22 protein-coding genes and 1 other annotated feature are annotated in these 20,755 nt (G+C 47.7%); all 22 genes read left to right on the top strand.

Annotation, left to right across the window (positions count from 1 at the left end):
- Window position 1: 1 nt before the first annotated feature.
- The 22 genes from PUP29_RS02190 (at window position 2) to PUP29_RS02085 (ending at window position 20,750) form a co-directional block, all read left to right on the top strand.
- A complete protein-coding gene (locus PUP29_RS02190; RefSeq protein WP_079547457.1) occupies window positions 2–514 on the top strand; it encodes an adenine phosphoribosyltransferase in 513 nt (170 codons plus the stop codon).
- Window positions 515–530: 16 nt separating this feature from the next.
- Window positions 531–2,669: a RelA/SpoT family protein gene (locus tag PUP29_RS02185; protein WP_079547458.1), complete on the top strand. Its 2,139-nt coding sequence runs from the start codon at window positions 531–533 to the stop codon at window positions 2,667–2,669.
- A gap of 10 nt (window positions 2,670–2,679) precedes the next feature.
- Entirely contained in the window at window positions 2,680–3,129 is a 450-nt protein-coding gene (gene dtd, locus PUP29_RS02180; protein WP_079547459.1) for a D-aminoacyl-tRNA deacylase, read from the top strand.
- Between the two features lie 34 nt (window positions 3,130–3,163).
- Window positions 3,164–3,751: an MBL fold metallo-hydrolase gene (locus PUP29_RS02175; RefSeq protein ID WP_353423735.1), complete on the top strand. Its 588-nt coding sequence runs from the start codon at window positions 3,164–3,166 to the stop codon at window positions 3,749–3,751.
- A gap of 69 nt (window positions 3,752–3,820) precedes the next feature.
- On the top strand, window positions 3,821–5,239 hold the full coding sequence (gene hemZ / locus PUP29_RS02170; RefSeq protein WP_353423733.1) for a coproporphyrinogen dehydrogenase HemZ: 1,419 nt from the start codon (window positions 3,821–3,823) through the stop codon (window positions 5,237–5,239).
- A gap of 107 nt (window positions 5,240–5,346) precedes the next feature.
- Window positions 5,347–5,572: a binding site (T-box leader), on the top strand.
- Window positions 5,573–5,634: 62 nt separating this feature from the next.
- Window positions 5,635–6,885, top strand: a complete 1,251-nt coding sequence (gene hisS / locus PUP29_RS02165; protein WP_079547462.1) for a histidine--tRNA ligase — start codon at window positions 5,635–5,637, stop codon at window positions 6,883–6,885.
- A gap of 25 nt (window positions 6,886–6,910) precedes the next feature.
- A complete protein-coding gene (aspS, locus tag PUP29_RS02160; RefSeq protein ID WP_079547463.1) occupies window positions 6,911–8,695 on the top strand; it encodes an aspartate--tRNA ligase in 1,785 nt (594 codons plus the stop codon).
- The gene (locus PUP29_RS02155) at window positions 8,695–9,396 is read left to right on the top strand and encodes a tRNA threonylcarbamoyladenosine dehydratase (protein ID WP_079547464.1); all 702 of its coding nucleotides are present in this window, start codon (window positions 8,695–8,697) and stop codon (window positions 9,394–9,396) included. The genes aspS and PUP29_RS02155 overlap by 1 nt, the downstream gene beginning before the upstream one ends.
- Window positions 9,393–9,836, top strand: a complete 444-nt coding sequence (locus PUP29_RS02150; RefSeq protein WP_079547465.1) for a SoxR reducing system RseC family protein — start codon at window positions 9,393–9,395, stop codon at window positions 9,834–9,836. Before PUP29_RS02155 ends, PUP29_RS02150 begins: the two co-directional genes overlap by 4 nt.
- A complete protein-coding gene (gene smc / locus PUP29_RS02145; RefSeq protein WP_353423732.1) occupies window positions 9,827–13,378 on the top strand; it encodes a chromosome segregation protein SMC in 3,552 nt (1,183 codons plus the stop codon). Before PUP29_RS02150 ends, smc begins: the two co-directional genes overlap by 10 nt.
- 19 nt (window positions 13,379–13,397) lie before the next feature.
- Window positions 13,398–14,297: a signal recognition particle-docking protein FtsY gene (gene ftsY / locus PUP29_RS02140; RefSeq protein WP_079547467.1), complete on the top strand. Its 900-nt coding sequence runs from the start codon at window positions 13,398–13,400 to the stop codon at window positions 14,295–14,297.
- A complete protein-coding gene (locus PUP29_RS02135; RefSeq protein WP_079547468.1) occupies window positions 14,298–14,945 on the top strand; it encodes an MBL fold metallo-hydrolase in 648 nt (215 codons plus the stop codon).
- A gap of 93 nt (window positions 14,946–15,038) precedes the next feature.
- Window positions 15,039–15,278: a YlxM family DNA-binding protein gene (ylxM, locus tag PUP29_RS02130; RefSeq protein WP_079547469.1), complete on the top strand. Its 240-nt coding sequence runs from the start codon at window positions 15,039–15,041 to the stop codon at window positions 15,276–15,278.
- Complete coding sequence (gene ffh / locus PUP29_RS02125; protein ID WP_079547470.1) at window positions 15,279–16,601, top strand: signal recognition particle protein; 1,323 nt, start codon at window positions 15,279–15,281, stop codon at window positions 16,599–16,601.
- A gap of 71 nt (window positions 16,602–16,672) precedes the next feature.
- The gene (gene rpsP / locus PUP29_RS02120; protein WP_079547471.1) at window positions 16,673–16,912 is read left to right on the top strand and encodes a 30S ribosomal protein S16; all 240 of its coding nucleotides are present in this window, start codon (window positions 16,673–16,675) and stop codon (window positions 16,910–16,912) included.
- A 14-nt stretch (window positions 16,913–16,926) separates the two neighbouring features.
- Window positions 16,927–17,154: a KH domain-containing protein gene (locus PUP29_RS02115; protein ID WP_079547472.1), complete on the top strand. Its 228-nt coding sequence runs from the start codon at window positions 16,927–16,929 to the stop codon at window positions 17,152–17,154.
- Entirely contained in the window at window positions 17,151–17,672 is a 522-nt protein-coding gene (gene rimM, locus PUP29_RS02110) for a ribosome maturation factor RimM (protein WP_079547473.1), read from the top strand. Before PUP29_RS02115 ends, rimM begins: the two co-directional genes overlap by 4 nt.
- Complete coding sequence (trmD, locus tag PUP29_RS02105; protein WP_079547474.1) at window positions 17,662–18,399, top strand: tRNA (guanosine(37)-N1)-methyltransferase TrmD; 738 nt, start codon at window positions 17,662–17,664, stop codon at window positions 18,397–18,399. The genes rimM and trmD overlap by 11 nt, the downstream gene beginning before the upstream one ends.
- 102 nt (window positions 18,400–18,501) lie before the next feature.
- On the top strand, window positions 18,502–18,843 hold the full coding sequence (gene rplS / locus PUP29_RS02100) for a 50S ribosomal protein L19 (RefSeq protein WP_079547475.1): 342 nt from the start codon (window positions 18,502–18,504) through the stop codon (window positions 18,841–18,843).
- Between the two features lie 78 nt (window positions 18,844–18,921).
- Window positions 18,922–19,764: a ribosome biogenesis GTPase YlqF gene (gene ylqF / locus PUP29_RS02095; protein WP_079547476.1), complete on the top strand. Its 843-nt coding sequence runs from the start codon at window positions 18,922–18,924 to the stop codon at window positions 19,762–19,764.
- Between the two features lies 1 nt (window position 19,765).
- Window positions 19,766–20,401, top strand: a complete 636-nt coding sequence (locus PUP29_RS02090; RefSeq protein WP_353423731.1) for a ribonuclease HII — start codon at window positions 19,766–19,768, stop codon at window positions 20,399–20,401.
- Window positions 20,394–20,750 carry a YraN family protein gene (locus PUP29_RS02085; protein ID WP_079547478.1) on the top strand — a complete coding sequence of 119 codons (357 nt, stop codon included), beginning with the start codon at window positions 20,394–20,396 and terminating at the stop codon, window positions 20,748–20,750. The genes PUP29_RS02090 and PUP29_RS02085 overlap by 8 nt, the downstream gene beginning before the upstream one ends.
- The last annotated feature ends 5 nt before the right edge of the window (window positions 20,751–20,755 follow it).

Below are 20,755 nucleotides of genomic sequence, written 5' to 3'. Positions count from 1 at the left end.
GATGGATTTAAAGGAAAAAATAAGAAATATCAAGGATTTTCCAGAGAAAGGGGTTATTTTCCGCGATATTACGACATTGATCAAAGACCCGGATGCATTTGAGTATGTAACGGATGCATTGGCCAAACATGTTGAAAAGGAAGATATCGATGCGATCGTTGTACTTGATGCACGGGGTTTTTTGTTCGGAGCGCCAGTTGCATATCTGCTGAAGAAAAGAATCGTGCCGGTTCGCAAAAAGGGCAAGCTTCCAGCCGAGACCTATCAGGTGGAGTATCAGCTTGAATATGGAACAGGACAGCTCGAAATGCATAAAGACGCGATTCAAAAGGGGATGCGGGTCGCTGTTTTTGACGATTTGTTGGCTACGGGCGGAACGGCTAAGGCGGCGTGCGAATTGGTCGAGCTTGCAGGTGCGCAGATCGTATCGCTGAATTTCGTGATTGAGCTGACTGAGCTGGGCGGCAGAGAGGCTCTGAGCGGATATCAGGTATATTCATTAGTACAATATTGACGGGGAGATAGTTTGGGTGTCGGAATATTATAACGACTTTATCAGACGGCATAAGCTTGAATATGACCCAATGGTCGAAAAGGCCTTTACGATAGCGGAAAAAGCGCATGCAGGACAGCTGCGCCATTCCGGCGAGCCTTTTTTTACACATCCTCTTGCGGTGGCGGATATCGTTGCAGATTTGGGCCTCGACCATACGACGATCATCGCTACGATCCTCCATGATGTAGTAGAGGACACCCAATTTACGACAGAAGATATCAGCCGGGAATTTACTCCTGAAATTGCAAAGCTTGTCGACGGAGTAACGAAGCTCAATAATTACGATTTTAAAACGCGCGAGGAGCAGCAATGGGAAAGTCTGCGAAAAATGTTTCTCGCAATGGCTTCCGATATCCGTGTAGTAATTATAAAGCTTGCGGACAGACTGCACAATATGCGGACGCTGAAATACCAGTCTGAGAACAAACAGATAGAAAAAGCCAAAGAGACGCTTGAAATCTATGCGCCGCTTGCGCACCGTCTCGGGATCAGTACCATACAGTGGGAGTTGGAAGATCTTTCTTTAAAATTTTTAAATCCAGACGAATATTTTGAGATCGCCAATAAAATTGCATCGACCCGCGAGGAACGTGAGAAACAGATCAGTTCCGTAATAGTCAAGCTGGAAGATAAGCTTGCCGAAATGAAAATAAAAGCGGAGATCGAAGGGAGACCCAAGCATATTTATAGCATCTATAAAAAGATGAAAGAAAAGCATAAGGTTTTTGAAGAGGTATACGACCTGATTGCTATCCGGATCATTGTATCCAGCATCAAGGATTGCTATGGTGTGCTCGGGATCGTTCATACCATGTGGAAACCGATCCCGCTCCGTTTTAAGGATTATATCGCAGTACCAAAGCAAAATATGTATCAATCCTTGCACACGACGCTTCTCGGCGAGGACGGGAAACCATTTGAGGTGCAGATCCGGACATATGACATGCACCGTACTGCTGAATATGGAATTGCCGCGCACTGGAAATATAAAGAGGGCGGCAAGGAAAACAGTATGGATTCCAAGCTGGCATGGCTGCGTGAATTGATGGAATGGCAGAACGATCTGAAGGATTCCCGAGAATTTATGGAAACCTTGAAGGTCGATCTATTTGCGGATACCGTTTTTGTGTTTACGCCGAAAGGCGACGTGAAGGACTTTGTGGCAGGGGCAACGCCGCTCGACTTTGCCTATAGCATCCATAGCGCGATAGGAAATAAATGTGTTGGAGCAAAAATAAATGGCAAGATCGTTCCGTTGGATTACAAACTGAAAACGGGAGATATCGTTGATATCATCACTTCTAATTCAGCGACGCCAAGCCGTGATTGGCTCAAATTTGTTAAAACAGCACAGGCGCGCAGCAAAATCAAACAATGGTTCAAAAAGCAGCTGAAAGAAGAAAATATCGTTAAAGGCCGTGAAATGCTTGAGAAAGAAGCAAAACGGCAGGGCTATCAGCTGTATGAACAGCTTTTGAAGCCAGACTGGCTGAGCGTGCTTTATAAGCGTTTTACGCTGAATTCACAGGACGATATGTTCGCAGCGGTCGGCTATGGTGCGCTTTCTGCCCAGCAGATACTTTCCAAGCTGATCGAACAATATAAGATGGCGAACAAGATCGATTCAGGCTCGGAGGAATTGAAAATCGTAAAACGCACGGGAAAGGGTGCGGAGGAAGATATTACAGTAGAGGGAAATACCGGGTTGGCAGTCCGGTTCGCGAAATGCTGTAATCCGGTTCCCGGAGACGATATCATAGGATATATCACGCGCGGCCGCGGTGTATGCGTACATACGAAAGAGTGCAAGAACCTGCAGAATGTAGATAAGGAACGGTTGATAGAGGTCGCATGGGCGGGCGATCAGACGACCTCCTATAATGTTGAGATACAGATCGTTGCGGATGACAGGCCGGGTCTTATGGTAGAGATTGCGCAGGCAATGTACAATATGGGACGTGATATCACGGCGATCAATGCACATTCTGCCAAAAATGGAGTCGCTACGATATCGCTTCGTTCTAATATTACCTCCGTGCAGGATCTGCACGATCTGATGAATAAGCTGAAAAGCCTGAAAGGCGTGCGGGATGTGTTCCGCGTGAATTATTGAGGGAAACGGCATGAGAGCAGTTGTTCAGCGCGTGAAAAATGCTTCTGTTTTCGTAGAGGACGCAGAGATATCAAGGATCGAAAACGGTATCTTGGTGTTTTTGGGAATCGCAGGGGATGACACGGAAAAGGATATGGAATATATTGTGGAAAAGTGTGTTAACCTGCGCATATTTGAAGATGCGGAAAACGTTATGAATCTATCTGTACAGGATATTGAGGGGGAGATTTTGCTCGTATCTCAGTTTACGCTGTATGGGGATGCCCGCAAGGGAAGGCGTCCAAGCTATCAGAAGGCTGCTTCGCCAGATATGGCGCGCGGTTTGTTTCAAAAATGTATATGGCTCTTTGAGCAGAAATATTCTAAGGTCAGAACAGGAAAATTTCAAGCAGAGATGCAGGTAGCGCTCATCAATGACGGACCTGTAACGATTTTGCTCGACAGCAAGAAGGATTTTTAAGATGCAGGTAATCTCGCTTATAACAGGCCCTTTAATGGAAAATACTTATATTGTTTCCGATGAGCTTTTTCAGAATATGGTAGTGATAGACCCGGGGAGCGAAGCGGAAAAAATCATGGAACAAATAGACCGTAAAGGCGGAAAGGTTTCTTATATCCTTCTAACGCATGGTCATGCGGACCATATCGGTGCAGTAGACGAACTGCGGAAGCGATACAGCGCGCAGGTAGCGATACACAAAGAAGATGCGGATATGCTTGGCTCGTCCTCTGGAAATCTTTCTCAATTTCTGGGGAACCCGTTTACCGTTCTCCCTGCGGATATATTTCTTGCGGATGGCGATGTCATTCGTTTTGGAGAAACGGAATTGAAAATCATACATACGCCCGGGCATTCTCCGGGAAGCATTTGCCTGCTTGGCACAGAGGTTATTTTTTCCGGGGATACGCTGTTTGAAAGTTCCATCGGCCGGACAGATTTCCCGGGAGGAGATATTGAAGCAATGCGGGAATCGCTCAGTATTCTTGAGGCGCTGCCGGGCGACTATACAGTCTATCCCGGTCACGGCGGAACAACGACGCTTGCTCAGGAAAGAGCAATGAATCCATATATGGGACGGTAATCCATGGTTTCGGTTTATACAGATACACCTTCTTTCTTTAATGATATTTGCGAAGAGATCCGCTTATTTTTGCCGGAAGAAAAACATGTCGAACAATTAAGTGCGCCGAAAAATACAGGCCGCGGTGTTGTGCTGCACCATTTTTGGAAAAAGGAGGGCGCGGCATGGCGCAACCGGGCTGAATATTATGTTGATGGGATACTTGCGGCGCATGTTTCCGAACGACATACGCCCGCGGAGGAGTTTGGCAGAGAAAGAAACCGGAAAGAAGCTCCTCTGCTCGTCAAAAGAATGAAAAAGCATGCGGTAAAGCGTATCGTCTATGAAACGCTGCGCCAATATTATCAGAAGGATATGCCATGGGGTTCGCTTACAGGGATTCGTCCGACTAAATTTCTGCGCGAGTTGTCCGCAGAGCATGGCGCGGCGGAAGCACGCCGTATTTTTGCCGCCGCTTATCATGTTTCTGAACAAAAAATACGGCTGGCTGAAACGATTTGTTCCGTTCAGGCTCCTTTTATGGACAGGAAAAAAGAAAATGAGCTTGATATTTATATTGGGATCCCTTTTTGTATCTCCCGTTGTAAATATTGCTCTTTTATCTCAAAAGACCTGCAGTTCAATCAAACGATCAAAACACAATATTTACCCCGGCTATTTTGGGAAATGGATTCTATGAGACCGATCATAGAAAATTATCATGTCCGCGCCGTTTATATTGGCGGGGGAACACCGACTGCATTAAGCGAAAAGGAATTGGAAGCCCTGCTTTTGAAAGTGACCAGTCTTTTCCGCGGAAATTATGAGTTTACGGTCGAAGCCGGGCGTCCGGACACCATTACAAGAGAGAAGCTTGCCATTTTGAAAGAAAATAATGTTCAGCGTATTAGCATCAATGCGCAGACAACAAATGACAGAACGCTTGAGTTGATTGGACGCAGACATACGACGCAGGAATTTGAGCAAGCCTTTTCGCTTGCAAAGGAGTTTGGATTTCAAAGCGTCAATACGGATATGATCCTTGGGCTTCCCCGCGAGGAGCTGACAGACGTTGAAAAAACGCTTCGTGATATCATGCGGTATGAACCCGATAATGTAACGGTCCATACTCTTGCGATTAAACAATCCTCTTCCTTTGCGGAAGAGCAGAGGAACGACCTTCCGGATGCAAAACTGGTTTCCAATATGGTAGAGCTTTCTCAGAACTTTTTACAGAAAAAAGGATATCTTCCCTATTATCTGTATCGGCAGAAATATATGAGCGGAAATCTTGAGAATGTAGGCTTTGCACGGCCCGGAAAAGAGTGCGTTTATAACATAGATATCATGGAAGAGACCGTTAGCAACCTTGCATTTGGCGCGGGTGCGATATCAAAGCGTTTATTTCCGGAGAAAAATTTGATCAAACGCGCACCGAATGTAAAAGACTTAAAAAATTACATCGAACGGACAGACGAGATGGTGCTGCGTAAAAAGGAACTATTTTAATCTGTGCAGCGCACGGATTCAGAAATGCGTTCAAAACGAGAAGAAGGCTTTTGTGCTGTTTTCAGCTTTATTGACAGCCCTTTGTTTTCCCGGTATAATGGAATCGGTAAAAGGCAATGATGTGGAGAGTAACCGTGCGCCTTGCGGAAAGAGAACGGTTGTCGTGGCTGAAAACAGCCGTACGTTCAAGACATGGTGAAGAACGCCACGGAGCTTCTGTCGTGAAAGCGGTCTTGTAATTAGCGGCGGGCGCAGGTCTGCGTTACGGACGAGAGCGGAGGATTTGATTCTCAATTTGGGTGGTACCGCGGATTTTTAAACTTCGTCCCTGTCTTGGTCAGGACGTTGTTTTTTTATATGAATAAGAAGCAGGCAAATGAGGAGGGAACTGTAACGTGGCAGTAAAAGCCCCAAAAGGAACAAAGGATATTCTTCCACAAGAAAGCTATAAATGGCAATACGTTGAGAAGCTTGTACGAAAGCTTACGGCACTGGCCGGGTACCGCGAGGTGCGTACACCGATTTTTGAGCATACGGAATTATTTTTGCGCGGTGTCGGCGATACGACGGATATCGTGCAGAAAGAAATGTATACCTTTACAGATAAGGGCAATCGCTCCATCACGCTTAGGCCGGAAGGAACGGCAGGAGTTGTACGCGCGTTTCTGGAGGGTGGGCTGCCTTCCAATGCACAGCCGACAAAAATGTATTATCTGAGCGCGCCGGTGTTTCGCTATGAAAAGCCCCAGTCCGGACGTCTGCGCGAACATCATCAATTTGGAGTAGAAGTGTTTGGCGCGCCGGATGCGAGCATTGACGCTGAGGTGATCGGGCTTGCCCTGACGCTTCTTGGAGAGCTTGGATTAAAAGGGCTTCGGCTCAATATCAACAGCATTGGCTGCGAGAAATGCCGCCCTCAGTATAATGAGCTTTTAAAGCAATATCTGCGCGAGCATACAGAAGAATTGTGCGACTCCTGCAAGGAACGTATGGACCGCAATCCGCTGCGCGCATTAGACTGCAAGGAAGAGCGGTGCCGGGCCGTTGTAAAAAATGCTCCGCTTATGATCGATCATTTGTGCGGAGAGTGCTCCGGGCATTTCGAAAAGCTGAAGAAATATTTGGATGCCATGGGCATCGGTTATGCGGTTAATCCTTTTATTGTACGCGGGCTCGATTATTATACTAAAACAGTATTTGAGATCATATCGGACAGTATCGGCGCACAGGGAACCGTATGCGGCGGCGGGAGATATGATCGGCTCATGAAGCAGGTCGGCGGCCCGGACATGCCGGGTATCGGCTTTGGTATGGGGATAGAGCGTTTATTGCTGGTGATGGAAAACGAAGGTATTTCCATTGAGAAGCCGTCTCTTACAGATATCTTTTTGTGCGCACATGGAGAAGAAGCGCATCTTCGAACTGCACAGCTGGTACGCGAGCTGCGGGCAAAAGGGATAAAAGCCGATATGGACCATTGTGCACGCAGTATGAAAGCACAGTTTAAGTATGCAGATAAATTGGGCGCAAAATTTGTCGGGGTTGTCGGAGAAACCGAGCTTGCAGACGGAACCTTGGTTTTGAAAACGATGCAGACCGGCGAAGAACGCAGCATACATCAGGACGAAATTGAAAAGTTTTTATAAAGAATTTATGATTGGGAGAAAAGCTATGGGAGAATTTTTAGGAGATTGGAAACGGACTGCGTTGTGCGCAGAATTTACTACGGCAGATATCGACAGGGAAGTGACTTTGATGGGGTGGGCCGATACCCGGCGTGACCTCGGCGGCTTGATTTTTGTCGACCTTAGAGATCGTTCCGGAATCATGCAGGTCGTATTTGATGAATCTATGTTCGAAGGGGATTTTAATAAAGCCGGGAGTATTCGCAGCGAATTTGTATTGGCTATCAAAGGAAAGATCGTGAAACGTTCCGAGGATACGGTGAATCCAAAGCTGCCGACCGGATTGATCGAGGTGAAAGTACGTGAGCTTAAGATATTAAGCCGCGCGGAAACACCGCCGTTTGAAATAGAGGACGGCAGCAAGGTGCGCGAAGAACTGCGCTTGAAATACCGTTATCTTGACCTGCGGCGTCCGGAAATGCAGAAAAACCTGATTTTGCGCAACAAAATCGCGAATTCTGCGCGCGCTTATCTGACAGAAAATGGATTTCTCGATATCGAGACGCCGATGCTGCAAAAAAGTACGCCGGAGGGCGCAAGGGACTATCTGGTGCCGTCGCGTATCCACCCGGGCTGCTTTTATGCGCTGCCGCAGTCTCCGCAGCTTTTTAAACAGATCCTGATGATTTCGGGGTATGACCGGTATTTCCAGATCACAAAATGCTTTCGAGATGAAGACCTCCGTGCAGACCGTCAGCCGGAATTCACACAAATCGATACGGAGATGTCTTTTGTAGATGCGGACGATGTAATGACGATGCATGAGGGCTTGATCCAACGGGTATTCAAGGATGTGCTTGATGTTGACATCAAGCTCCCCCTAAAACGTCTCCCTTATCAGGAAGCAATGGACAGATTTGGCAGCGATAAGCCGGACACTCGCTTTGGGTTCGAACTGAAAGATGTAAGCGATATCGTGGCAGGCAGTGAATTCAAAGTATTCAGCTCCGTTGTGAAAAACGGGGGGAGCGTCCGCGCGATCAATGCAAAAGGATGTGCAAATCTTCTTGCGCGGCGGGAAATCGATGCGCTTGTCGATTTTGTCAAAATCTATGGCGCAAAGGGAATGGCGTGGATATCGATTCGGGAAGACGGGTTGAATTCACCGATCACGAAATTTATGACGCAGGAAGAGATCGACGGTATCATGCAGAGGCTTGATGGTCAGGTAGGGGATATCCTGTTTTTTGTCGGCGATAAAAATTCAGTTGTATATGATTCTCTTGGCGCACTGCGCCTGAAGCTGGCTGAAAAGCTGAACCTGATTCAGGATGGCACATGGGATCTATTGTGGGTAACGGAATTTCCGCTGTTCGAATACAGCGAAGAGGAAAAGCGGTATGTTGCCAAACATCATCCGTTCACATCACCGATGGACGAGGACATCGACAAAGTGGAAGGTGATCCGGAGCATGCGCGCGCAAAAGCATACGATATCGTTTTGAACGGAAACGAGATCGGCGGTGGAAGCATCAGAATACACAGCACGGAATTACAGGAAAAAATGTTCGGGGCGCTTGGCTTTTCCAAAGAAGACGCATGGGAGCGTTTTGGGTTCCTGCTTGAAGCGCTGAAATATGGCACGCCTCCGCATGGCGGGCTTGCGTATGGTCTTGACCGGCTGGCTATGCTGATGGCTGGAGTGGATTCCATTCGGGACGTGATTGCATTTCCGAAAGTACAGAACGCTTCCGATTTGATGTCGAAAGCACCGGATACGGTGGATAAGAAGCAGCTGCGCGAGCTGCATATCAAAGTGGATGAAGATTGATGCTTGATTGCTCGAGAACGATTTCATTGATCGGCGAGGAAGGAGCGGCGCGTCTGCGCGCCTCTGCGGTAGCCGTATTTGGTATAGGCGGCGTTGGTTCGTTTGCAGCGGAAGCGCTTGCGCGTGCAGGGGTCGGAACACTGCTTTTGATCGATAATGATGTTGTGAAGCCTTCCAACTGCAACCGGCAGTTGGTTGCGCTTCATTCCACGATTGGACAAAAAAAAGTGGATGTCATGGCGCGCCGCGTACAGGATATCAATCCGGAGATCAAAGCAGTTTGCCTTGATTTATTCTACGGACAGGATGACTCGGAGGAAATATTTTCCCAAAGAATAGATTTTGTCGTCGACGCGATCGACAGTCTGCGCTCCAAGGAAGCGCTGATTCTTGAATGCATCAAGAGAAAGATCGATATAATATCTGTAATGGGAGCAGGCAATAAACTGTATCCGGAGCGTTTCTCTATCATGGATCTTTTCCAAACGCGATATGATCCGATTGCCAAAATCCTGCGGAGGAATTTACGGGCGGCAGGCGTACGTTCCCTTTCGGTCGTTTGCTCGGACGAGCCGCCGCACAAGGCGCAGTGCAGAGATGAAGGGAAGACTGTTCCCGCCAGCATCTCGTTCGTACCGTCTGTGTGCGGTCTGCTTGCAGCGGGGGAGGCAGTCCGAAAATTAGCGGGGATTCAGGAATGAACGAATCAGGACTTGTTATAAAAACAAATGAAGATATCGCTTATGTGAGATTCGAACGGACCTCGGCTTGCTCCAAGTGCGGCGCCTGCGGAATGCTCAGCGGACAGAATGACATTACTGTTTCCATGGAAAACAGTCTGCATGCTAAGACGGGCGACCGCGTTGAAGTCCAGTTTACAACGAAGAATGCGCTGCAGTCTTCTGCGATTGCCTATATCTTTCCCTTGCTGATGCTTTTTTTAGGCGTATGGATCGGATATATCATTCCGCAGAATATATTTCCGGTAAACGATGTGCTTGCCGCACTGCTCGGGATCGTTTTTGCAGCGGCTGCTTTTGTCATATTAAAGCTTCTGAATCCATACTTCAAGAAAAAATTTTCCAATGTATATACTATGACAAAGATCATAAAAGAAAGCGAGCAAGATAAGTGTTCCTGAAACGGATTGAACTTAACGGGTTCAAATCTTTCTGTAACAAGAAAGAAATCATCATTAATAAGGGGATCACGGGTGTCGTCGGTCCGAATGGAAGCGGTAAAAGCAATATTGCAGACGCTATGCGTTGGGTGCTGGGAGAGCAGAGCTCTAAAAACCTGCGCGGGACGAGCATGCAGGATGTTATTTTTAACGGGACCCAGACGCGCAGTAAGAAGGCTTACTGCGAGGTCTCTCTTATTTTTGATAATTCCGATATGCGTATCAAATCGGATTATACGGAAATTTCGGTCCGGCGCAAGATGTACCGTTCCGGAGAGAGTGAATATTCCATTAATAATACGGGCTGCCGATTGAAAGATATCCTTGAGCTTTTTCGCGATACCGGAATTGGGAAAGAGGGTTATTCCATCATTGGGCAGGGAAAAATCGACGAGATATTGACCAGTAAGGCGACAGACCGCCGCAAGGTATTTGAAGAAGCAGCCGGAATCATGAAATTCCGGTTTCGCAAAGAAGAGGCGGAACGCAATCTTCGAAAAACAAAAGATAATATTACTAGAATAGATGACATCCTTGCTGAACTTTCTGCGCAGATCGAGCCCCTTGAGAAGCAGATGAAAGAGGCGCAGGACTATCTGAAGCTGCGCGACCGTCTGAAAGAGCTTGATATCAATCTATATTTGTATCAATATGATCGTGCAGGGGAACGGATCGCAAAAACGGAAGAGCAGATCCGTGGAAACGAACAGGCGTTAGAGGAACTGACCGCTCAAATCGCACAGGAAAACATAAACGCCGCGGAAACAAAAAAGCATTTAGCCGCTCTTCAGCAGGAAATTGAAAAGCAGAACATACAGCTTGGGGAATACATGAGCGAGCAGGAGCGCCTGAAAGGCTCATTGAACCTTTTGGAGGAGAAGGAGCATGTGAACCAGAGCGCTATGCGTGAAAATTTTGAGAAGCGGGATTCGTTGGAAGCGCGATTGATATCCGATGAAAAAGCCCTTCAGGAGCTCGGAACACAGATCGGTCATAAAAATACTCAGATCGATGAACAATATGCACAGATTATAGAGTTGCGGAAAAAGATCGAAACGATCACCGGGGCGTCCGGAGATACGCAGGAAGAAATCGATGAGGCGCGTGCTCAGGTGGAAGAAGCCCGCACTGTGTTGCAGACTTTGCTGATCGACTTAAATGAAAAACAGGTAAAAGCCGAAGTCGTTGTGCAAAAGAAAGAGCAGGCACAGGCAGAGGCGGAAAAGCAGGCGGCTTATGTCGTACAGCTGAAAGAAGAGGTCAAAGAACTGGAGGCAGATAGGCAGGCCTGCGAAGAGCAGGGGGCGGAGCTGCGCAGAAAGCTGAACGAAACCTCCCGGCATTTTCAGGAGCTGCAGGAGGAGCGTGCTCAGACCGAGCAAAAAGCCGCGGAGATCCTCCGGCGGTTAAATGAGGATGAATCGCGTCTAAAGCTGCTCGAGGATATGCGGGAAGGATACGAGGGGTATTTTGACAGCGTTCGCGCCTTATTTCGGGAAGCGAAAAAAACGCCGGAGATCGAAACAAAAATAAAAGGCGTTTTAGCCGAACTGATCGATGTTCCTAAAAAATATGAAACGCCGATCGAGGTGATTTTAGGCAATGCCTTACAGAATGTGGTCGTGGAACAGGACACGGATGCAAAGGATATTATTTCTTTCCTGAGAAAGAATAACCTGGGGCGTGTGACGTTTCTGCCGACCCGATCTTTAAAGGTGCGAACCCTGCAAAAGGATGAGCGTTCGTTTCTTTCACTCAGCGGAGTAGAAGGCGTTGCCAGCGAAATGATAGGTTGCGCGGATGAGATACGTCCTGCGGTCGATTTTCTGCTTGCGCGTACTGTAATTGTACGGGATATGGATAGTGCAATCAATCTGATGAAAGGAGCCGATTACGCTTTCCGCGCTGTTACGATGGACGGAGATTTTATCAAGCCGGGGGGAGTGATTACCGGAGGCAGCTTCAAAAAAAGCAATGTCGGACTTCTTGCACGTAAACGGATGGCGCAGGAGTTAGAGAAAAATATCAGAGATAATAAGCAGGCATTGGAGCAATGGAGGACAGTGCTTGCAGACAGTGAAGAAAAGGCGGAGCAAGCGCGGAGCATGCAGCAAGAATTGATGCAGGTCCTGCGCGAGCAGGAGATAAAGGCAGTCGAAGCAAAGCAAAAGGCGCTCACGGCGCAGCGTTTGCTTGCGGAGAATGAAAAAAATGCAGAAGAACTTGCGGACGGTCTTTTTGAGACGGAAAATGAACGTGAAAAAATATTGGCGTCAGTGCAGGAATTGGAAAAAGATGCCAAGCAGGCACAGGCTGATTTTGACAGGCTGAAGAAGCGGCAGGAAGCGGCAGAGGCGCATGCAGCAGGAGTTGCCGCCCAGGCGGCCGAAATAAAGGAGCTGTTATCGTCAAAAGAATTGCGCCAAAACGAGCTGAGCAATGAAAAAAATATGCTGCTGAACGAAGCGGAACATCTGCGTAAAGCTATTGCACAGAACAAAGAGGAAGTGGAGCGGCTGCTGCAGCGCAATGAGACGCTTTCCGCAGAAATGAAAGAGCTCACGCACTCTAAAGCCGAGATGCGCGGTTCTTTGGACAATATTTTGACTGCTATTCGTATGGCGGGGGAAGAAGCGCGCGGGAAGCTGGCGCAGCGTGACAGCTGGAATCTTCAGGCGGAAGAGGCCGCTCAAAAAGCGGAGGAGCTGACCGTACAGAAAAATTCCCTGATCGAACAAAAATATAAATTGGTCGCAAACCGTGAAAAGCTGGAGCTTTCACGGGAAAATCAACAAAATAAGCTTTGGGAGGACTATGGACTTACGTATGCCAACGCTCTCCCGTTCAAAAAATCAGATTTTGCCTACCAATCCTCAGGACGCGAGGCAGATAGGATCCGCGAGCGGATCCGTGGAATGGGAGCAGTCAACCCCAATGCGATTGAAGATTATACACGCGTGCGGGAGCGTTACGACAATTTATCTATCCAGCGCGAGGACCTTATAACGGCCGGAAACGACCTTCAGATCGTGATAGACGGGCTCTTATCCGGTATGAAAGAAAGCTTCCGCGAAAAGTTTGCGCAGATCAACGAAAACTTCCAAAGAACATTTCACGATCTGTTCGGAGGCGGTCACGCGCGGCTGGAGCTTGAAGACGGCGATATCATGGAATGCGGCGTAGAGATCATCGCCGAACCGCCGGGAAAAAAGCTGCAGAATATCAGTCTTTTATCGGGGGGAGAAAAAGCGCTTACGGCAATAGCACTTCTGTTCGCAATGCTTGATATCAATCCATCGCCGATCTGCCTGCTGGATGAGATAGACGCGCCTCTCGACGATGCCAATGTGATTCGGTTTTCAGAATATCTGAAGAGCCTTTCGGCGGAGCTGCAGTTCATCGTCATCACTCACCGCAAGCCATCTATGGCAATTTGCGATACTCTTTACGGGGTGGCGATGCAGGAAAAGGGCGTTTCGGACATTGTATCCGTACAACTTTAAAAAAGTAGGAGTGATAAAAATGGGTTTTTTTGACAAACTAAAGGAACGCGTCAATAAGACGCGGGAGAATTTTTCGACAAAGGTCAACAGCGTGATCAAAAATTTCCGAAAAGTAGACGAAGAATTTTTTGAAGAGCTTGAAGAAGCGCTGATTCTTTCAGACATTGGCTATGCTACTACGGAAAAAGTGATAGAGACGCTTCGGGACCGCGTGAAAGAAGAAAAAATATCGGATCCGGCTGAAATAAAGGACATGCTGATCCATATTCTTGCGGAGTATATGACGGCCGACCCGCTTGAGATCGTCAAACCCACCGTTATGTTGGTCGTTGGAGTAAACGGTGTAGGAAAAACAACTGCAATCGGAAAACTGACCAACTATTACAATAAGCAGGGGAAAAAGGTGCTCTTGGCGGCAGCGGACACATTCCGCGCAGCGGCAGCGGAACAACTTTCTATTTGGGGGCAGCGCACGGATACGCGGGTCATCAAATATGCGGAGGGCGCAGACCCTGCAGCAGTCGTTTATGACGCGATCGATGCAGCGAAGCACGCGGGCAGTGATATTTTAATAATAGATACGGCAGGACGTCTTCACAACAAAAAGAATCTTATGGGCGAGCTTGAAAAAATAAACCGGGTGATCGATAAAGAATATCCGCAGGCGAACCGTGAAACTTTCCTTGTTGTGGATGCAACGACTGGTCAAAATGCGATCTCTCAGACCGAGGTGTTTAACGAAAGCGTAAAGTTGACCGGTATCATCCTGACTAAGCTCGATGGAACCGCAAAGGGCGGCGTAGTATGTGCGGTAAAAGATATGACCGGAGTTCCGGTACGCTTTATCGGCGTAGGGGAAGGTGCTGAAGACCTTCAGCCGTTTGACGCATACGATTTTGCAAAAGCAATTTTGGAATAGATGGCCGTTACAGTTACACGTTTACGCTTCGGGGGTGATAACTGCTATCTACTGGAGCAAAATGGCAATACGATATTAGTAGATACCGGGAGAGCCTCTGCACGGGCACGGCTGTCTGAAATTCTGGAACTGCACCGAATAGAACTCGCTGTCCTGACGCATGGGCATTTTGACCACATTTCCAATGCGGCCTTTCTGCAGCGGGAGCATGGGATCAAAATCGCGATGCATCGTGCAGATATCTTCTTAGCAGCGGATAACCGTATACGAAGCATCGACGCCCGCGGGCTGCTGGGGATTTTGATAAAGAAGCGGTCGCTTGCGTCTATCCGAAAGACCCGGATCGATTTTTTCCGGCCGGATATTCTTTTGCAGGATGGTCAGGAGTTAAATGATTTTGGAGTCGATGCGCAGGTGATAGAGCTTGCGGGGCATACGGCAGGCTCTATTGGGATATTAACGGCGAAAGCGTGTATTGTAGGCGATCTGCTCATGAATGTTGGCTTTGCCTGTTCCGCGCGGATTGCTGAAGATTTTACGGAAACAAGGCGGAGCATAGAGCGCCTCAAATGCACAACATCGGATATCTTTTATCCGGGGCATGGCGGGCCGATCTTACGTCAACGGCTTATGAAGCTGAAGGTGTAAAGGCCTGACGCTTGACATCAGGAGAAAATCATGTATAATAAACAGATGTAAAGCAGTCAGCCTTTACATCTGTTTTTTGATTGGCGGTGCGCTATGAAGCATGAAAAAGATTTGAGCCTCATCCTGTATTACGATTTCTATGGAGAGTTTCTTACGGAACGGCAGGCAAAGATATTTGAGCTCTATTATAATGATGATTATTCTTTAGCAGAAATCGCGCAGGAATGCGGTATTTCGCGGCAGGGCGTATTGGATGCCCTGAAACGTGCTCAGGTAAAATTAAAAGATATGGAAAACAAGCTTGGGCTCATAGCTGACAGCAAGGAGATTTAAATGGCATTTGAGGGGATCGCGGAAAAACTTCAAAACGTATTTAAAAAGCTAACGTCCCGCGGGAAGCTCTCGGAGAGCGATATTAAGGCCGCTATGCGCGAGGTCAAGCTCGTCCTGTTGGAAGCCGACGTTAACTTTCTGGTGGTGAAAAAGTTTATCAAGGAGCTTTCTGCGAAAGCGGTTGGAGCCGAGATATTGGAAAGCCTGACTCCGGGACAGCAAGTCATCAAGCTCGTGCGCGATGAATTGACGGAGCTGTTGGGCGGAAAGCAGTCTGAAATCAAGCTGGCCGGTTCGCCGCCCACCGTCGTATTGATGATGGGGCTTCAGGGTGCGGGAAAAACGACCTTTTGCGCAAAGCTTGCGGGATATTACAAAAAAAAGGGAAAAAAGCCTCTGCTTGTAGCGTGCGATATTTATCGGCCCGCGGCCATCAAACAGCTTCATGTAGTCGGGGAGCAGGTTGACGTCGACGTATTCGATATGGGACAGGATAACGCATCGAATATCTATCGGGAAGCAGCTAAATATGCCATGAAGCTGGGATGCGATATGATCATTGTCGATACCGCAGGACGCCTGCATATTGATGACGAAATGATGGCGGAGCTGAAAGAGCTGAAAAAAACGTCGAATCCGACAGAGACTCTGCTCGTTCTCGACGCTATGACAGGACAGGATGCTGTAAACGCGGCCACCGCCTTTAACGACAATATCGGTATCGATGGGGTGATCCTGACGAAGATAGACGGAGATACGCGCGGCGGTGCGGCAATGTCTGTTCGCGCAGTGACCGGAAAACCAATCAAATTTGTAGGCGTAGGAGAAAAGCTCACTGACATCGAGCCTTTTCATCCAGATCGTATGGCTTCCCGTATTCTCGGGATGGGAGACGTCATGTCTCTGATCGAAAAGGCGGAAGCGTCCTTTGAAGAAAAAAAAGCGGTTGAGCTGCAAAAAAAGATTGCAAAAGATCAGTTGACACTGGAAGATTTTCTCGACCAGATGGAGCAGCTGCAGGATATGGGTTCTGTAAGTGATATATTGGCGATGATGCCCGGCGGAAATAAATTAAAGGGCCTGACCGTAGATGAAAAGCAGCTTGAACGCACAAAGGCGATCGTGCGTTCCATGACGCGGGAAGAGCGTCTCAATCCGCAAATCGTAAACGCGTCGCGCCGGCGCAGGATAAGCGCGGGCAGCGGTACGACAGTGCAGGACGTCAACCGGCTGCTGAATCAGTTTGAGCAAATGAAGAAAATGCTCAAGCAGTTTTCGGGAAAGGGCGGAAAACGGCGCGGAATGATGAAGTTTCCCTTTTGATGCAATGCTTTAAACCGCACGACGCGGTAAATTATATTTCAACAAGGAAAATATTTTGGAGGTAATATGTCATGTCAGTAAAAATCAGATTGAAAAGAATGGGTTCTAAGAAACGGCCTTTTTACCGGATGATCGTAGCAGATGAACGTGCTCCGCGCGATGGCCGCTATATTGAAGAATTAGGGTATTATAACCCGCTCACAAAAGACCTGAAGCTGGACAATGAAAAAGCACAGGGATGGATCAGCAATGGGGCGCAGCCTACGGATACCGCGCGTGCTTTGCTGAAAAAGAGCGGTGCAATCAACTAAGAAGGTAGAATGCAATGCGTGAATTAGTGGAATATATCGCCAGAAATCTGGTGGATGACCCAGAGGCTGTGCGCGTAAACGAACGCGAGGAAGAAAACGCTTTTATTCTTGAGCTTACTGTGGCGCCTGACGACATGGGGAAGGTGATCGGTAAGCAGGGGCGTATCGCAAAGGCGATTCGGACGGTCGTAAAAGCCGCGACGACGAAATCTCCGAAAAAATATATTGTCGAGATTATATGACGACGGAATATTTTGAGCTTGGCCGCATCTTAAGGCCGCAGGGAATCAAGGGAGAGGTAAAATTCGACGCGTTCACCGACGATTTGTCCAGATTTGATACGCTTGATTTTGCATATTTTAAAAATGAGGATTATGAGCGTATCAATATCGAAAGTGCACGTATCGACGGCAAATATGCGTATTTGAAGCTGGAAGGGATCGATACACGCAATGAGGCTGAGAACCTGCGCGGATGTTTTCTGTATATCGATAGGGCGCATGCCGCAAAGCTTCCGGAAGGCGCATGCTATATTCAGGATCTCATTGGCTGTACGGTGAATGACACAAATGGAGCGATCATCGGTACGCTGAAGGATATTCTTCAAAATGGTGCTGCCGATGTATATGTCGTCAAAACAGCCAAAGGGAACTGTATGTTTCCGGCAGTCAGGCATGTTGTTTTGGAACGGGATATTAAAAGCGGTACGATAACTGTCGACGCTCAAAGGCTTGACGAGGTTGCCATACATGATTTTTAATTGCCTCACGATCTTTCCTGAAATGTTTGCAGGATTTACGGGGACGAGTCTCTGCGAAAAGGCGATCCAAAAAGGCTTGATCGAAGTCAATCCTGTCAATTTCCGGGATTATACGGAGGACAGGCATAATCGTGTGGATGCTTATCCTTTTGGGGGAGGCGCCGGAATGCTTCTCGCGCCTCAGCCCTTATTCAGTTGTTTTGAGGCTCTTGACAGGAAGTATGAGGGGAAAAAGACGCACAGCGTCTATATGAGTCCGGCGGGGCAAGTCCTGACGCAGCAAAAAGCCGCTGATCTTGCCGGGTATGAGGTGCTCAATGTTTTATGCGGCCATTATGAAGGGGTAGACCAACGCGTGTTGGATCATTTGATCGATGAGGAGATCTCGATCGGAGATTATGTATTGACCGGCGGCGAATTACCGGCAATGGTGCTGATAGACTGCGTTATGCGGTATATTCCGGGGGTCCTTTCAAACGGAGATTCACTTGCAGAAGAAAGCTTTTCAGGCGGTTTGCTGGAATATCCGCAATATACGAGGCCCGCTTCTTTTCGGGGCATGGATGTTCCGGAAATCCTGCTTTCCGGTCATCATAAAAATATTGCAGCATGGCAGCGGGAGCGAGCGCTTGCTAAAACGCTTGCATGCCGTCCGGAGCTTTTGGAGCAGGCAGAACTGACCGCGGAAGACAGGAAAATTTTAGAGCATCTAAAAAAACAGCCTTGATATTTTTATCTGGTTATGATAAACTTTTAATGTTTTGAATTAGGATGGTCCGCTGCCCGAATATGCGGGTATGAACGTCTGAAGGGGAAGGAGGAATTCAAAATGAACGATATTATCAAAGCGGTGGAAGCAGAACAGCTGAAGACAGATTTGCCCAAGATGAAAGTGGGCGATACAGTTCGTATCTATGTAAAGGTTGTTGAAGGTACGCGAGAAAGATTGCAGGCGTTTGAGGGATATTTAATCGCACAGAAAGGCGGCGGCCTCTCTGAGACGATTACAGTGCGTCGTGTATCGTATGGTATCGGCGTGGAAAGAACGTTCCCGATCCATTCGCCTCGTGTAGACAAGATCGAAGTCGTCCGTCATGGTCGTGTGCGCAGAGCAAAATTGTTTTATCTGCGCGATCGTGTTGGTAAAGCAGCAAAGATCAAAGAATCTTAAGGCGGGGGGCGTAACGCCCCCTGTTTTTTATCTGTCTTTTTATGACCGACTGAAAAATTCCGGAAAGGAGCGGATAAAATGGATATTCAATGGTATCCCGGGCATATGGCAAAAGCGCGCCGGCAGCTAAGAGAGAATTTGAAAACGGTGGATCTCGTCATCGAGGCGTTGGATGCGCGTGCGCCCGCAAGCTCCTTAAATCCCGATTTTGACGATCTTTTTTCTCATAAGACGCGTTTTTATATTTTAAATAAAGCAGATTTGGCTGACCCGAATATCACCGCTAACTGGTTGGATCATTTTAAAAGAAAGGAAATAGACGCCGTTTCCTTTTCCGCTGTCTCCGGAAATATACAGTTCCTGAAAAAACGCATACTCGACTGCGCCGCAGCGATCCTGAAACGCTATGAGGAACGTGGTATGCATAAGACGCTGCGCTGTGCGATCGTCGGCATACCTAATGTTGGAAAATCAGCAATTTTAAATCGACTTTCAGGCGAAAAAAAGCTGAAAGAAGGAAACCGCCCGGGGGTAACAAAATCACTTCAATGGGCACGAATCGACGAACATCTCGAGATCATGGATACGCCGGGGCTCCTGTGGCCGAAATTTGAGAACGAACAAACAGGAGCCGTTGTTGCCCTTATCGGCAGTATCAAGCTTGATATTCTTGACGAGGAAGCCCTTGCCTTCTATTTGCTCGGCCGTTTGAAAAACACGGCCCCCGGGCTTTTGAAAGAACGGTATCATTTGGACGAGTTGGATAAAAATGATTTTGAGCTTTTAGAGGATATCTGCCGTAAGCGGGGATTTCTTTTGAGAGGCGGAGCGTATGATACAGAACGCGGGGCAAAAACGCTTTTGGATGAATTCAAAAATGGAAAATTGGGGCGTCTTTCGCTCGAAAAGCCGGAGCAGTAAAATGGGAAAACGAGAAGAGCTGTGGCAGCAAAAATTGCAGAGTATGACTGTTTATGAAAGGCCTTATTGGGAACGCGGAGAACTGGTCGCCGGAATTGACGAAGCGGGCCGCGGCCCGCTTGCCGGACCTGTTGTGGCGGCATGCGTCGTCATGGATCCGCGGGATTTGATTTTGGGAATAGACGATTCCAAAAAAATATCCGAAAAGCGCCGCGAAGCATTCTATGATATAATACTGGAAAAAGCGGTTGATTGTTCTGTATATATCGTGGATAATAAAGTGATAGACGAGATCAATATACTGAACGCAGCACGGCAGGCGTTTGAAAAAGCGCTTGCGGGCCTCAAGGTACAGCCGGCCCATATTTATACAGACGCTATGGATATCGATACGGATATCCCGTATACGCCGCTCATAAAGGGAGATGCAAAGGTCTATACGATCGCGGCGGCTTCCATAGTTGCAAAAGTGACCCGGGATCGGATCATGCGGGAATATGACAAGAAGTATCCCGGTTATCTTTTTGCAAAGCATAAAGGATATGGAACAAAAGAACATTATGCCGCGATTCGTTCATATGGGATACTTGACATACACAGACGAACGTTTCTAAGGAAGTTTTTGCAGAATGACTGATACATTGCGTCTTGGCAGGGCGGGGGAGGATGCCGTCTGTAAATATATAATAGACCGGGGAATGAAGCTGCTGGCGAGAAACTATCGTGCAGCAAAGGGCGAAATAGATTTGATTGCCTGCACGGGAGATACCGTTGTCTTTATAGAGGTAAAATCACGTTCCGGGCTGTCCTATGGAACGGCGGCTGAGGCAGTTGGGTTCCATAAGCAAAAAACAGTGATCCGTACTGCGCAGCATTTTATTGCGCAGCATGGTCTATATGAAAGCAATATACGTTTTGATGTAGCCGAAGTATATTTGGCACAGGAATGCCGCATCAATTATATTGAAAATGCATTCGGAATATAAACGAT

The sequence above is a fragment of the Christensenella massiliensis genome, assembly GCF_040409835.1.
GTDB classification, from domain to species: Bacteria; Bacillota; Clostridia; order Christensenellales; family Christensenellaceae; genus Christensenella; species Christensenella massiliensis.
Note: the sequence above shows the minus strand (reverse complement) of the source record. Positions and strands in the feature narration are given on the sequence as shown.

Excerpts from the sequence above, each read along its gene's own strand:
- PUP29_RS02190 (WP_079547457.1), top strand. The coding sequence starts at position 2 with ATGGATTTAAAGGAAAAAATAAGAAATATCAAGGATTTTCCAGAGAAA.
- dtd (WP_079547459.1), top strand. The coding sequence starts at position 2,680 with ATGAGAGCAGTTGTTCAGCGCGTGAAAAATGCTTCTGTTTTCGTAGAG.
- PUP29_RS02175 (WP_353423735.1), top strand. The coding sequence starts at position 3,164 with ATGGAAAATACTTATATTGTTTCCGATGAGCTTTTTCAGAATATGGTA.
- aspS (WP_079547463.1), top strand. The coding sequence starts at position 6,911 with ATGGGAGAATTTTTAGGAGATTGGAAACGGACTGCGTTGTGCGCAGAA.
- PUP29_RS02155 (WP_079547464.1), top strand. The coding sequence starts at position 8,695 with ATGCTTGATTGCTCGAGAACGATTTCATTGATCGGCGAGGAAGGAGCG.
- PUP29_RS02150 (WP_079547465.1), top strand. The coding sequence starts at position 9,393 with ATGAACGAATCAGGACTTGTTATAAAAACAAATGAAGATATCGCTTAT.
- ftsY (WP_079547467.1), top strand. The coding sequence starts at position 13,398 with ATGGGTTTTTTTGACAAACTAAAGGAACGCGTCAATAAGACGCGGGAG.
- PUP29_RS02135 (WP_079547468.1), top strand. The coding sequence starts at position 14,298 with ATGGCCGTTACAGTTACACGTTTACGCTTCGGGGGTGATAACTGCTAT.
- ylxM (WP_079547469.1), top strand. The coding sequence starts at position 15,039 with ATGAAGCATGAAAAAGATTTGAGCCTCATCCTGTATTACGATTTCTAT.
- ffh (WP_079547470.1), top strand. The coding sequence starts at position 15,279 with ATGGCATTTGAGGGGATCGCGGAAAAACTTCAAAACGTATTTAAAAAG.
- rpsP (WP_079547471.1), top strand. The coding sequence starts at position 16,673 with ATGTCAGTAAAAATCAGATTGAAAAGAATGGGTTCTAAGAAACGGCCT.
- PUP29_RS02115 (WP_079547472.1), top strand. The coding sequence starts at position 16,927 with ATGCGTGAATTAGTGGAATATATCGCCAGAAATCTGGTGGATGACCCA.
- rimM (WP_079547473.1), top strand. The coding sequence starts at position 17,151 with ATGACGACGGAATATTTTGAGCTTGGCCGCATCTTAAGGCCGCAGGGA.
- trmD (WP_079547474.1), top strand. The coding sequence starts at position 17,662 with ATGATTTTTAATTGCCTCACGATCTTTCCTGAAATGTTTGCAGGATTT.
- rplS (WP_079547475.1), top strand. The coding sequence starts at position 18,502 with ATGAACGATATTATCAAAGCGGTGGAAGCAGAACAGCTGAAGACAGAT.
- ylqF (WP_079547476.1), top strand. The coding sequence starts at position 18,922 with ATGGATATTCAATGGTATCCCGGGCATATGGCAAAAGCGCGCCGGCAG.
- PUP29_RS02090 (WP_353423731.1), top strand. The coding sequence starts at position 19,766 with ATGGGAAAACGAGAAGAGCTGTGGCAGCAAAAATTGCAGAGTATGACT.
- PUP29_RS02085 (WP_079547478.1), top strand. The coding sequence starts at position 20,394 with ATGACTGATACATTGCGTCTTGGCAGGGCGGGGGAGGATGCCGTCTGT.